This is a genomic window from Pseudomonas sp. 22189, assembly GCF_052045635.1.
GTDB classification, from domain to species: domain Bacteria; phylum Pseudomonadota; class Gammaproteobacteria; order Pseudomonadales; family Pseudomonadaceae; genus Aquipseudomonas; species Aquipseudomonas parakoreensis.
In genome coordinates, this window is record NZ_JBQEPG010000003.1 from 156900 (window position 1) to 168948 (window position 12049).

Below are 12049 nucleotides of genomic sequence, written 5' to 3' on the forward strand. Positions count from 1 at the left end.
TGAGCGCGCGAATGCGGCGCTTGCGTTGCAACTCAGGCGTATTGAAGTCAATGCGCTTGGGAGGGTTCGTAGTCATTTTGGAATTGGCCAGATCATTCATGCGCACACCCTAGCGATCCTGTATGACAGAAAGATGACAATGCAGTGACGCAGCAAATCCGCCGCCAGCGGGGCACTGGCAGTGGATAAAAGAATTCGGGGAGTGTGGGGCGAACTTGCTCGCGAAAGTGCCGGTTCTGAAGGCCGCTTCGCGAGCAGGCTCGCTCCCACATGAGTCAGGCGGGGTTTACCCCTGACTCAGTTTGTTACTTTTTTGCGACTTCAGCGCCGCCTTCCTGCAGACCCAGGTCAGCCAGTGCTTTTGCAGCAACCTTGGCTGGCAGTGGGATGTAGCCGTCTTTCACCACCACTTCCTGGCCCTGTTTGGACAGAACCAGTTTCACGAACTCGGCTTCCAGCGGGGCCAGAGGCTTGTTCGGGGCCTTGTTCACGTAAACGTAGAGGAAGCGCGACAGTGGGTACTTGCCGTTCAGGGCGTTTTCTTCGGTGTCTTCGATGAAGTCAGTGCTGCCTTTCTTCGACAGAGCAACAGTCTTCACGCTGGCAGTCTTGTAGCCGATGCCCGAGTAGCCGATGCCGTTCAGCGAGGAGCTGATCGACTGCACAACCGACGCCGAACCTGGTTGTTCGTTGACGTTAGGCTTGTAGTCGCCTTTGCACAGGGCTTCTTCCTTGAAGTAGCCGTAAGTGCCGGATACCGAGTTACGACCGAACAGTTGCACTGGCTTGTTGGCCAGGTCGCCGGTCACGCCCAGGTCGCCCCAGGTTTTCACGTCGGCTTTGGCGCCGCACAGACGGGTAGACGAGAAGATCGCGTCAACCTGTTCCATGGTCAGGTGCTGGATCGGGTTGTCCTTGTGCACGAACACCGCCAGGGCGTCCACGGCCACCGGAATAGCAGTTGGCTTGTAGCCGTATTTCTGTTCGAAGGCCGCCAGTTCGGTGTCCTTCATCTTGCGGCTCATCGGGCCCAGGTTGGAGGTGCCTTCGGTCAGCGCAGGTGGCGCGGTGGCGGAGCCAGCAGCCTGAATCTGGATGTTTACGTTCGGGTATTCTTTCTTGTAGTTCTCAGCCCACAGGGTCATGAGGTTGGCCAGAGTGTCGGAACCAACGCTGGACAAGTTGCCCGATACACCGGTGACCTTGGTGTAAGCCGGAATTGCCGGGTCAACGCCAGCGGCTACCGCGTGGGCAGTCGCAACGCCAGCAGCGACAAAAGTCATTGCCGCCATCAAACGCTTCAGTTTCATGCCTTACTCCTAGCAGATAGGGTGTGTTAAGTCGGGGCCAAGTATCAGCAGGCCGTGTGAACACTCTATGGCTGAAATATGACAATTGGATGAAAGGCCAGCATGGGCGCGGCACAAAAAAATGGAACTCTTCCAAGGTTGACAAATCACTATCAAAAGATAGTCTTGTCAACCACGAGAGGGCACCATGATAAACGACCGAATTCGTCGCGCACGCCTGCAACGAGGGCTAACCCTTGATGCTCTGGCCATCCAGCTCGGCGACATAACCAAACAAGCTTTGAGCAAATATGAGAAGGGGTTGAGCACCCCGAACTCCACTCGCCTGCTGCAACTAGCTAAAGCACTGCAGGTCAATCCTGAGTACTTTTTCCGCTCAGAAGCGATACCTTTGGCACCTCTGGAATTTCGTAAGCTGGCCAAGATGCCCAAATATCGCCAGGCCCAAGTAGAAGAAAAAATTCGAGAGCACCTCGAGCGCTACATCGCCCTAGAGGAATGTTTCGATCCCGCAGACATCAACACCCCTGTCACTCCCGCACAAATGATTGCAGTCTCCTCTATTGATGAAGCCGAGCTAGCGGCTGAGGAGCTTCGCCAATTCTGGGGAATTGGCACTGACCCCATTGCCAACCTCACCGAACAGCTGGAAGAGCACAGCATCAAGATTGCAATGCTCAATGGCCCAGACGATTTCGATGGTGCTTGTGCTACAACTGGCGACGGGAAGCATGTCCTAATTGCGTTGAATGCTGATCGCCCAGGCGAACGAATCAGGTTTACTGCCGCCCATGAGCTCGGTCATTGGGTGATGGCATTGCCAGAGGAGATGTCTGAAAAGGATAAAGAAAATTGCTGCCATCGTTTCGCAGGGGCGTTTCTGTATCCAGCCAAAAGCGTTACTGGCGATTTCGGCAGCCATCCTCGCACCAGGGTTCATCCACAAGAACTACTGATTGCAAAGCGGCAATACGGAATATCGATGCATGCCGCCCTGAGACGACTGAAGGATCTGAAGCTACTCAGCGAAGGTGGTTATAAATCCCTCACTATTCAATTCAGTGCCAAAGGCTGGCGAAAGTCGGAACCTGAGCCGATGCCGTGCAAACCGCCGCAAAGGTTTGAGTCGTTAGCATTTTGGGCACTGGCAGAAGGGCTGATTACCAAATCCCGGGCTGCCGAACTCTTGCGCAAGCCAGTAAAAGCCCTGGACCCAAGTTTCCTGGGCTCACTGGAGAGTGCATGAGCCTTATCTACATCAGTGATACGAATATCTGGATCGATTTCAGAAATGCCGGATTACTGGAGCAGATGTTTAGATTGCCTTTCACATTGTGTTGTACTGACTTCGTAATGCATGAACTTGAAGACTTCCCACATGACGAATTGCTTGATCAAGGTCTGATAGTCGAATCACTCGATGACGCCAGTGTCATGCGGTTATATGGTTTACGAATCGAACACAACAACAGTTCGCTGGCCGATGTGTCTTGTTACCTGCTGGCACAGCAAACACGTCGCCCTTTACTCACCGGAGATGGCAAGCTGAGGCGCCAGGCACAGCGAGACGGACTCCAAGTACACGGAGCTCTTTGGTTACTGGATTTGATGGTTGAACATCACGTCATCGAAAGACTGCATGCAGCAGAAGCCTTGGCCCACATGCTTGAGCATGGAGCTCGACTCCCGGCTAGCGAGTGTGAAACAAGGCTCTCACGCTGGCGAGAGCCCTAGATAGCTGAATCTTTGGATCAGCGCCCCTTCTTCCAAAGCCACGCCCCCACCAGAATCCCCATCGCGCACAGCACCGCCACATAGTAGGCCGGGCCCATCGCACTCTCTTTAAGCAGCAGGCTGACCACCATCGGCGTCAGGCCACCGAAGATCGCGTACGCCACGTTGTACGAGAACGACAGCCCGCTGAAGCGCACCACCGGCGGGAACGCCTTGACCATCACGTAGGGCACCGCACCGATAGTGCCGACCAGCAGACCGGTCAGGGCATACAGCGGGAACAGCCAGTTCGGGTGGTCGGCGAGGCTGTGGTAGAAAGTCCAGGAGCTGATCAGCAGGCCCAGGCTACCGAAGACAAACACCCGGCCGGCGCCGAAACGGTCGGCCAGGGCACCGGAGATGATGCAGCCGACGCTGAGGAACACGATCGCCAGACTGTTCGATTGCAGCGCCACCGTTGGCGAGAAGTGATAGACCGTCTGCAGCACGGTCGGGGTCATCAGGATCACCACGACGATCCCGGCGGACAGCAGCCAGGTCAGCAGCATCGAGATCGCAATCGCCCCGCGATGGTCACGCAGCACCGCACGCAGCGGTACTTCTTCGGCCAGCGCCTTGCGCAGTTGCAATTCGGCGAACACCGGGGTTTCGTGCAGCCAGCGGCGCAGGTACACCGAGAACAGGCCGAACACGCCGCCGAGCAGGAATGGAATCCGCCAGGCGTAGTCGGACACCTCCACTGGCGTGTAGATGCTGTTGATTGCCGTGGCGACCAGCGAGCCGAGCAAGATGCCGGCGGTCAAACCGCTGGTCAGTGTCCCGCAGGCGTAGCCGATGTGCCTTTGCGGCACGTGTTCGGAAACGAAGACCCACGCCCCCGGCACTTCCCCGCCAATCGCCGCGCCTTGGATCACTCGCATCAGCAGCAACAGAATCGGCGCCCACAGGCCGATCTGTGCGTAGGTCGGCAGCAGACCCATGATCAGGGTCGGCACGGCCATCATGAAAATGCTCAGGGTGAACATTTTCTTGCGCCCCAGCAGGTCGCCGAAGTGCGCCATGACGATGCCGCCCAGCGGCCGCGCGAGGTAACCGGCGGCGAAAATGCCGAAGGTCTGCATCAGGCGCAGCCACTCGGGCATGTCGGCCGGGAAGAACAGCTTGCCGACCACGGTGGCGAAGAACACGAAGATGATGAAATCGTAAAACTCCAGCGCACCGCCCAAGGCCGATAGCGACAGAGTCTTGTAATCATTGCGGGTCAGGGGGCGTGCAGGTTGCTCGGGCTGCGCGAGGCTCGAAGGCGCTGTGGTCATGGCAAGGGCTTCTCTTATAGGCGGATCTACCGCCACAACAACGCTGGCTGTGGCTTGGGCAGGTTCGGCACCATAGCAAATTGTTCGAAAAAGCACATAGAGGCGCGTATTTGACGGTCAAAATCAGAACCCGATGGTCGTCGTGGAGTCTACCGACCGATATACTCGCAACCTTGCTCCGGTTTGTAGGGGGTTGCTGTGCGAAAACGTCGTTGGTCGCCCTGGTGCGTGGATCCAGCCGCTTTCGCAGAGTTTCCCTTTAGACGCCTACGGAAAACGTGACGAACGCAGTATGTTCGGTGCTGAATCGTTTTTCCTGAAGACGGCTACCACCAGCAATACCAACGAAGAGTCACGGGTCAGAGGCACCCCCGGCATGATAGAGCTCGAACAAGAAGATCCGATCCCGCAAGGCGACCTGGCCTTGCAAATCACCGCACTCCCTCGCGAGACCAACGGCTTTGGCGATATTTTCGGCGGCTGGCTGGTGGCGCAGATGGACCTGGCGGGGACCGCGATGGCCAGCCGCGTTGCCGGTGGCCGTGTGGCGACCGTGGCCATCGACCGCATGGCCTTTCTGGTGCCGGTCGCGGTCGGTGCGCAATTGTCCTTTTATACCCAGACCCTGGAAATCGGCCGCAGCTCGATCCAGATGATGGTCGAAGTGTGGAGCGACGATCCGCTGTCCAGCGAGTGGCGTAAAGTGACCGAGGCGGTGTTCGTCTTCGTCGCCATCGACGGCAGCGGTCGCACCCGCTCGGTGCCGCCGCGCGCACGTTAAACCTCGCCGCGGTTTTGCGGTCGATAGTCGTCCCAAGTGTCTGATCGAGAGCTGTCCCATGAACACGCCCAGCGTTGAAGCCGTGAAACTGGATGAACTGAACTGCTGGCGCATCCGCCACGGTCAGGCCGAAGTGCTGGTGGCCCAGCAAGGCGCGCACATCCTCAGTTATCAAATCGACGGCCAGCCGCCGATCATCTGGCTCAACGACAAGGCGGTGTTCAAGACCGGCAAGAGCATCCGCGCCGGTGTGCCGGTGTGCTGGCCGTGGTTCGGCAAGTTCGAACGCAACCCGCAGCACGTGCAGGCCTTGTACACCGGTGAGCAACCGGCACCCGCACACGGTCTGGTGCGAGCGATGGATTGGGAGCTGGGCGGCATCGAATCAGAGGCTGACGGCGTCAAGGTCGAATTCAAGCTGCCCTACCCCGAAGGTGGCCTGCCGGGCTGGCCGTATCAGGTCGATCTGACCCTGACCCTGCATCTGAATGATCAGTTGCACATCAGCCTGACCAGCCATAACCGGGGTGTCGAAACCGTCAGCATCAGCCAGGCGCTGCACACTTATTTCGCAGTCAGCGATGTGCGCAACGTGCACGTCGACGGTGTGGACGGTCTGGAGTACATCGAGACCCTGGACAACTGGAACACCCACCACCAGCAAGGCGCACTGCGCTTCGCCGGGGAAACCGACCGCATCTACCTCGAGGCTCCGCCGCAACTGAGCATCGTCGACCCGGCCTGGGAGCGGCGCATCGTACTGACCGCAAGCGGCTCACGCACCGCAGTGATCTGGAACCCGTGGATCGACCGCGCCGCCGCGTTCAGCGACATGGACAACGACGGCTGGCAGCGCATGCTGTGCATCGAGACGGCGAATGTGATGAATGATGTGGTGAATCTGGCGTCGGGTGCGAGCCATACGATGGGTGTCAGCGTCGGTAGTAAACCGCTTTAACCAGTACCGCAAAACAAAATGTGGGAGCGAGCCTGCTCGCGAATGCGTTATGTCAGCCACTCTTCAAGTGCCTGATACACCGCTTTCGCGAGCAGGCTCGCTCCCACAGTTGTTTTGGGGTGACGATTACAGATCGGACTCCTGCACCACCCGCACCTTGTCCGCGTCCAGCGCATACGCCGCGTCAGCCAGGTCATTGCTGACCTTCTCGATCTTCAGCGTGCCGGTCACCCACAGCGGCGTGTAGATGTCATCCAGCTTCAAGCCCTTGGGATAACGCACCAGCACCAGTTGATTCGGCGGCGGTGGCGGTACGTGGATGCACGCGCCCGGGTATGGCACCAGGAAGAACAGCGTGCTGCGACCCTTCGCATCGGATTCCAGCGGCACCGGGTAGCCACCGATGCGGATGTGCTTGTCGTTCATCGACGCCACGGTCTTGGTCGAATACATCACCGCCGGCAAACCCTTGGCCTGCTTCATCCCGCCCTTCTCGGTGAAGGTGCCGGTGGCTTCCGGGGAGTTGTGGTCGATTTCGGGCATGGCCTCGAGGGCTTTCTGGTCCGACTTGGGCATCAGTTCCAGCCAGTCGGTTTCCGGCAGTTCGCCGGCGTGGGCCAGACCGCTGCCCAGCAAAAGGAGAGTCAACAAAAGACGGCGCATGGAGGTGCTCGGTAAAAAATGCTCGGATAAAGGAAGGACGTCGAATCGCCGAGCATTCTAGCCCTCCCTGCCGCGTTGGCAGAGAGGACTTGGTCGCTTGGATCAGTTCTTTTTAATCAGGCCGTAGATCACCAGCAGCACGATCGCGCCGACCAGCGCACCGATGAAGCCCGCGCCTTGACCTGCCTGATAGATACCCAGGGCCTGGCCGCCGTAAGTGGCCGCCAGCGAACCGCCGATACCGAGCAGGATGGTCATGATCCAGCCCATGCTGTCATCGCCCGGTTTGAGGAAGCGTGCCAGCAGGCCGACGATCAAGCCGATAAAGATGGTTCCGATAATTCCCATGGCATTTCCCTCTGACACTCAATAGTAGATATGCCAAAGCCTAGTCAGACTTTGGCATCCTGCCATGAGAGAACGGCGAGCCCTGAATGGTTCCGCCGCTGCCAGATGAAACTGTCGTTACTCGGCGATCAGCGCTTCGACCTTGACGATCTGCGCCTGCAGCGTCGCCATGTCGGCGCAGCGCAGGTTGGCGTGACCAACCTTGCGCCCGGCCTTGAAGGCTTTGCCGTAGTGATGCAGATGGCAGTCTTCGATGGCGATGACTTTCTCAACCGGCGGAACCACGCCGATGAAGTTGAGCATGGCGCTCTCGCCGACCTTGGCCGTCGAGCCCAGCGGCAGGCCGGCTACGGCGCGCAGATGGTTTTCGAACTGGCTGCACTCGGCGCCTTCGGTGGTCCAGTGCCCGGAGTTGTGCACGCGCGGGGCGATTTCGTTGGCCTTGAGGCCACCGTCGACTTCAAAGAATTCGAACGCCATCACGCCGACGTAATCCAGCTGCTTGAGCACACGGCTGGAGTAGTCTTCGGCTAAAGCCTGCAGCGGGTGATTGGTGCTCGCCACCGATAGCTTGAGGATGCCACTGTCGTGGGTGTTGTGCACCAGCGGGTAGAAGCGGGTTTCACCATCGCGGGCACGCACGGCGATCAGCGAAACCTCACCGGTGAACGGCACGAAGCCTTCCAGCAGGCAGGCCACGCTGCCCAGCTCGGCGAAGGTACCGATCACGTCTTCAGGCTTGCGCAGGACTTTCTGACCCTTGCCGTCGTACCCCAGGGTGCGGGTTTTCAGCACGGCCGGCAGACCGATCGAAGCCACGGCGGCGTCCAGGTCGGCTTGCGATTGAATGTCGGCGAAGGCCGGGGTCGGAATGCCCAGGTCCTTGAACATGCTCTTCTCGAACCAGCGGTCGCGAGCGATGCGCAGGGCTTCGGCACTCGGATAGACCGGGACGAATTGCGAGAGAAACGCCACGGTCTCCGCCGGGACGCTTTCGAACTCGAAGGTCACCAGGTCGACTTCGTCAGCCAGTTGGCGCAGGTGATCCTGATCGCCGTAATCGGCCCGCAGGTGTTCGCCCAGCGCGGCGGCACAAGCATCCGGCGCAGGGTCGAGGAAAGCGAAGTTCATGCCCAGCGGAGTGCCCGCCAGCGCCAACATGCGGCCCAACTGGCCGCCACCGATTACACCGATCTTCATCTCAACAACCTCAGGCAATACGTGGGTCTGGATTGTCCAGGACGCTGTCTGTCTGCTCGGCACGGAAGGTTTTCAGTACCGCGTGGAATTGTGGATGCTTGGCGCCGAGGATGCTCGCCGACAGCAGCGCGGCGTTGATCGCGCCGGCCTTGCCGATGGCCAGGGTGGCAACCGGGATGCCCGCTGGCATCTGCACGATCGACAGCAGCGAATCGACGCCCGAGAGCATCGACGACTGCACCGGAACGCCCAGCACCGGCAGGTGGGTCTTGGCCGCACACATGCCTGGCAGGTGGGCTGCGCCACCGGCACCGGCGATGATCACCTCGATGCCACGGCCCTCAGCCTCTTCGGCGTACTGGAACAGCAGATCCGGGGTGCGGTGGGCGGAAACCACCTTGACCTCGTACGGGATGCCGAGCTTTTCCAGCATATCGGCGGTGTGGCTAAGGGTGGACCAATCGGACTTGGAGCCCATGATCACGCCAACCAGTGCACTCATCGTCGCGCCTCTTCTCTCTGGGCGCCCGCAGGCGCGTCAAAAACAACAAGCCACGCAGGATTGCGTGGCTTGATTGTACGAAAAATGGCCGGACGTACCGGCCGAAGGCCGCGCAGTATACCGCAAAGAAGCCAATAAACAGCCCCCGAAACGACCATCTGTCAAATCAGCGAAAGGCCCGGTTTTATTGACTTGAAGGTCAGCAGAAAAGATCAAAAGATCGCAGCCTTCGGCAGCTCCTACAGGGCAAGGCATTTCAACCTGTAGGAGCTGCCGAAGGCTGCGATCTTTTCCCACAGACCCACCACTCAAGAAGCCTGTGCAGCGCCGCCCTCAAGTTTGCGCCAGAGCAACCGCACGTTGGCCTTGCGCACCAGTGCGCAGCGGTACAGGCGAATTTCCAGCGGTACATGCCATTGCGGGCCGCCGCAGACCACCAGTTCGCCGCGGGCCAGCTCGGCGCGCACGCTCAGTTGCGGTACCCAGGCGATGCCGAGGCCTTCCAGGGCCATGCTTTTCAGGCTGTCGGCCATGGCGGTTTCATAGATCGTGGTAAAGCGCAGCTGACGTTGACGCAGCAAACCATTCACCGAGCGCCCGAGAAACGCCCCGGCGCTGTACGCCAGCAACGGCACGCTGACGTCGCCTTCCAGATCGAACAGCGGCTTGCCTTCGGCATCCGCCGCACACACCGGCAGCATCTCGGTCTGGCCCAGGTGCAACGACGGGAAGATTTCCGGGTCCATCTGCATCGCTGCGTCCGGGTCGTAGAACGCCAGCATCAGGTCGCAGCCGCCTTCGCGCAGCGCGTGCACCGCGTCGCCGACGTTGGTTGCCACCAATCGCGTGGCGATATTCAGCCCTTCGTTACGCAGTTGCGCAATCCAGCGCGGGAAGAAGCCCAGCGCCAAAGAGTGCGCGGCGGCGACCTGCATCACTTCGCCCTGCCCGCCTTCGAGGTGATGCAGATGACGCAGCACTTCACCGAGCTGTTCGACCACGGTGCGCGCGGTCACCAGAAACAGTTGCCCGGCCGCCGTCAATTCGATCGGCGTGCGCGAGCGGTTGACCAGCGTCAGGCCCAGCGCCGCTTCGAGGCTGCGAATCCGCCGACTGAACGCCGGCTGGGTCACGAAACGCCGTTCGGCCGCCTGCGAGAAGCTGCGGGTGGCGGCCAGGGCACTGAAGTCCTCGAGCCATTTGCTTTCCAGATTCATCACGCCCTCCCGGGAACGCACCAAAACAGGTCACACGTCTGCCGCGCAGGCGGCGTCACACGGGCATTATGCCGAATGTGCATAGGCCAGTGTTTAACAGCATTGGCCCAAAAAATCCCGTAAGCCTAGCATTCGCAGCGTTCCGGCATAGACCGGGTCCATATCGAGATGATTTCTATCATGTCCTCCGCTGCATCTTTCCGCACAGAAAACGACCTGCTTGGCGCCCTCGAAGTACCGGCTCAAGCGTATTACGGCATCCAGACCCTGCGAGCGGTGAACAACTTCCGTCTCTCCGGCGTTCCGATTTCGCATTACCCGAAACTGGTTGTGGGTCTGGCGATGGTCAAACAGGCCGCCGCTGACGCCAACCGTGAGTTGGGTCACCTGAGCGAAGCCAAGCACGCTGCCATCAGCGAAGCCTGTGCCCGATTGATCCGCGGTGATTTCCACGAAGAATTCGTGGTCGACATGATTCAAGGTGGCGCCGGTACGTCCACCAATATGAACGCCAACGAAGTGATCGCCAACATTGCGCTCGAAGCAATGGGTCACCAGAAAGGCGAGTACCAGTACCTGCACCCGAACGACGACGTGAACATGGCGCAGTCGACCAACGACGCCTATCCGACCGCGATCCGTCTGGGTCTGCTGCTGGGTCACGACGCGCTGCTGGCCAGCCTCGACAGCCTGATTCAGGCCTTCGCCGCCAAAGGTGAAGAATTCAACCACGTGCTGAAGATGGGTCGTACTCAACTGCAAGACGCCGTGCCGATGACCCTGGGTCAAGAGTTCCGTGCGTTCGCCACCACCATGGGCGAAGACCTGGCCCGTCTGAAGACGCTGGCCCCGGAACTGCTGACCGAAGTGAACCTGGGCGGTACCGCGATCGGCACCGGCATCAACGCCGACCCGCGCTATCAGGCGCTGGCCGTTCAGCGTCTGGCGCTGATCAGCGGTCAACCGCTGGTGCCCGCCGCCGACCTGATCGAAGCCACTTCCGACATGGGCGCCTTCGTGCTGTTCTCCGGCATGCTCAAGCGCACCGCGGTCAAGCTGTCGAAGATCTGCAACGACCTGCGCCTGCTGTCCAGCGGCCCACGCACCGGCATCAACGAGATAAACCTGCCGGCGCGTCAGCCAGGCAGCTCGATCATGCCCGGCAAGGTCAACCCGGTAATCCCGGAAGCCGTTAACCAGGTGGCGTTCCAGGTCATCGGTAACGACTTGGCGCTGACCATGGCAGCCGAAGGCGGCCAACTGCAGCTGAACGTGATGGAGCCGCTGATCGCGTTCAAGATCCTCGACTCGATCCGTCTGCTGCAACGCGCCATGGACATGCTGCGCGAGCACTGCATCGTCGGCATCACCGCCAACGAAGCCCGCTGCCGCGAACTGGTCGAGCACTCGATCGGTCTGGTCACCGCGCTGAACCCGTACATCGGCTACAAAAACGCCACCCGCATCGCCCGTATCGCCCTTGAAAGCGGCCGTGGCGTGCTGGAACTGGTGCGCGAAGAAGGTCTGCTCGACGAAGCCATGCTCGCCGACATCCTGCGCCCGGAAAACATGATTGCCCCGCGTCTGGTTCCGCTCAAAGCCTGAGCCGACGCGTTATTTGTAGCATCGCTCACCAGGTCGAGGGACTAGACACCTCTCACCTTTTGAGGGCTTGGGGATTTGTCCCCAAGCCCTTTTTTTTAACTTCTTTGCGGGCAGGACGTTAAATGTTTTATGTATTTGATACCGCCAAGATCGCAGCCTTCGGCAGCTCCTACATGAACGACGTGTACCTGTAGGAGCTGCCGAAGGCTGCGATCTTTTGATCTTGCAGCACCCTCGTTTCGTCGCTTGCACCACGAGCGTGCAGACGGGCGCCGCACTGATCGGTATAGTGCCGCCCCTCTTCGCGTGAGCGGTCGTCGGTAACGAGGCCATAACCCATGCGAAACCCGAACTAATAACAAACCCGCGAAATGGATCCGGGACGAAACCTTCGCCTCACCTGTCGTGCCGCGCG

General features: G+C 59.7%; 12 protein-coding genes. 5 read left to right on the forward strand and 7 right to left on the reverse strand.

Going from position 1 to position 12049, the window contains the following annotated elements; genetic code table 11:
- Positions 1-305: 305 nt before the first annotated feature.
- Positions 306-1310 carry a phosphate ABC transporter substrate-binding protein PstS gene (locus ACTJKS_RS04060; protein WP_086792482.1) on the reverse strand — a complete coding sequence of 335 codons (1005 nt, stop codon included), beginning with the start codon at positions 1308-1310 and terminating at the stop codon, positions 306-308.
- Between the two features lie 187 nt (positions 1311-1497).
- Between ACTJKS_RS04060 and ACTJKS_RS04065 the strand changes: the two genes are divergently transcribed.
- Entirely contained in the window at positions 1498-2556 is a 1059-nt protein-coding gene (locus tag ACTJKS_RS04065; RefSeq protein ID WP_108184235.1) for a helix-turn-helix domain-containing protein, read from the forward strand.
- Positions 2553-3044 (forward strand): DUF3368 domain-containing protein, encoded by a 492-nt coding sequence (locus tag ACTJKS_RS04070; RefSeq protein WP_108184236.1) that lies wholly within the window; start codon positions 2553-2555, stop codon positions 3042-3044. Before ACTJKS_RS04065 ends, ACTJKS_RS04070 begins: the two co-directional genes overlap by 4 nt.
- 17 nt (positions 3045-3061) lie before the next feature.
- Here the strand turns inward: ACTJKS_RS04070 and ACTJKS_RS04075 are convergent, their stop codons facing one another.
- Positions 3062-4360 (reverse strand): MFS transporter, encoded by a 1299-nt coding sequence (locus tag ACTJKS_RS04075; protein WP_108184237.1) that lies wholly within the window; start codon positions 4358-4360, stop codon positions 3062-3064.
- A 376-nt stretch (positions 4361-4736) separates the two neighbouring features.
- Here ACTJKS_RS04075 and ACTJKS_RS04080 point away from each other — a divergent pair, with 376 nt between their 5' ends.
- Together ACTJKS_RS04080 and ACTJKS_RS04085 are read left to right on the forward strand one after the other, a co-directional pair.
- On the forward strand, positions 4737-5141 hold the full coding sequence (locus tag ACTJKS_RS04080; protein WP_003229628.1) for an acyl-CoA thioesterase: 405 nt from the start codon (positions 4737-4739) through the stop codon (positions 5139-5141).
- Between the two features lie 58 nt (positions 5142-5199).
- Positions 5200-6099, forward strand: coding sequence for a D-hexose-6-phosphate mutarotase (locus ACTJKS_RS04085; RefSeq protein ID WP_108184238.1), 900 nt, complete (start codon positions 5200-5202; stop codon positions 6097-6099).
- Between the two features lie 126 nt (positions 6100-6225).
- Here ACTJKS_RS04085 and ACTJKS_RS04090 read toward each other — a convergent pair whose 3' ends face one another.
- The 5 genes from ACTJKS_RS04090 to ACTJKS_RS04110 all read right to left on the reverse strand — a co-directional run bounded on the left by ACTJKS_RS04090 (position 6226) and on the right by ACTJKS_RS04110 (position 10029).
- Positions 6226-6762, reverse strand: a complete 537-nt coding sequence (locus ACTJKS_RS04090) for a DUF3299 domain-containing protein (protein ID WP_007962278.1) — start codon at positions 6760-6762, stop codon at positions 6226-6228.
- 102 nt (positions 6763-6864) lie between these two features.
- Positions 6865-7110, reverse strand: coding sequence for a GlsB/YeaQ/YmgE family stress response membrane protein (locus tag ACTJKS_RS04095; protein ID WP_003229635.1), 246 nt, complete (start codon positions 7108-7110; stop codon positions 6865-6867).
- Between the two features lie 117 nt (positions 7111-7227).
- Complete coding sequence (locus ACTJKS_RS04100) at positions 7228-8310, reverse strand: 5-(carboxyamino)imidazole ribonucleotide synthase (RefSeq protein ID WP_086792485.1); 1083 nt, start codon at positions 8308-8310, stop codon at positions 7228-7230.
- A 10-nt stretch (positions 8311-8320) separates the two neighbouring features.
- Complete coding sequence (purE, locus tag ACTJKS_RS04105) at positions 8321-8812, reverse strand: 5-(carboxyamino)imidazole ribonucleotide mutase (RefSeq protein WP_003229641.1); 492 nt, start codon at positions 8810-8812, stop codon at positions 8321-8323.
- Between the two features lie 308 nt (positions 8813-9120).
- The gene (locus ACTJKS_RS04110; protein ID WP_041071648.1) at positions 9121-10029 is read right to left on the reverse strand and encodes a LysR substrate-binding domain-containing protein; all 909 of its coding nucleotides are present in this window, start codon (positions 10027-10029) and stop codon (positions 9121-9123) included.
- A gap of 180 nt (positions 10030-10209) precedes the next feature.
- On the opposite strand from ACTJKS_RS04110, the gene aspA reads away from it, so the two are divergent.
- Complete coding sequence (gene aspA, locus ACTJKS_RS04115; protein WP_003229645.1) at positions 10210-11634, forward strand: aspartate ammonia-lyase; 1425 nt, start codon at positions 10210-10212, stop codon at positions 11632-11634.
- The last annotated feature ends 415 nt before the right edge of the window (positions 11635-12049 follow it).

Coding starts and splice junctions, on each gene's coding strand:
- ACTJKS_RS04060 (WP_086792482.1), bottom strand. CDS start 1,310: ATGAAACTGAAGCGTTTGATGGCGGCAATGACTTTTGTCGCTGCTGGC.
- ACTJKS_RS04065 (WP_108184235.1), top strand. CDS start 1,498: ATGATAAACGACCGAATTCGTCGCGCACGCCTGCAACGAGGGCTAACC.
- ACTJKS_RS04070 (WP_108184236.1), top strand. CDS start 2,553: ATGAGCCTTATCTACATCAGTGATACGAATATCTGGATCGATTTCAGA.
- ACTJKS_RS04075 (WP_108184237.1), bottom strand. CDS start 4,360: ATGACCACAGCGCCTTCGAGCCTCGCGCAGCCCGAGCAACCTGCACGC.
- ACTJKS_RS04080 (WP_003229628.1), top strand. CDS start 4,737: ATGATAGAGCTCGAACAAGAAGATCCGATCCCGCAAGGCGACCTGGCC.
- ACTJKS_RS04085 (WP_108184238.1), top strand. CDS start 5,200: ATGAACACGCCCAGCGTTGAAGCCGTGAAACTGGATGAACTGAACTGC.
- ACTJKS_RS04090 (WP_007962278.1), bottom strand. CDS start 6,762: ATGCGCCGTCTTTTGTTGACTCTCCTTTTGCTGGGCAGCGGTCTGGCC.
- ACTJKS_RS04095 (WP_003229635.1), bottom strand. CDS start 7,110: ATGGGAATTATCGGAACCATCTTTATCGGCTTGATCGTCGGCCTGCTG.
- ACTJKS_RS04100 (WP_086792485.1), bottom strand. CDS start 8,310: ATGAAGATCGGTGTAATCGGTGGCGGCCAGTTGGGCCGCATGTTGGCG.
- purE (WP_003229641.1), bottom strand. CDS start 8,812: ATGAGTGCACTGGTTGGCGTGATCATGGGCTCCAAGTCCGATTGGTCC.
- ACTJKS_RS04110 (WP_041071648.1), bottom strand. CDS start 10,029: ATGAATCTGGAAAGCAAATGGCTCGAGGACTTCAGTGCCCTGGCCGCC.
- aspA (WP_003229645.1), top strand. CDS start 10,210: ATGTCCTCCGCTGCATCTTTCCGCACAGAAAACGACCTGCTTGGCGCC.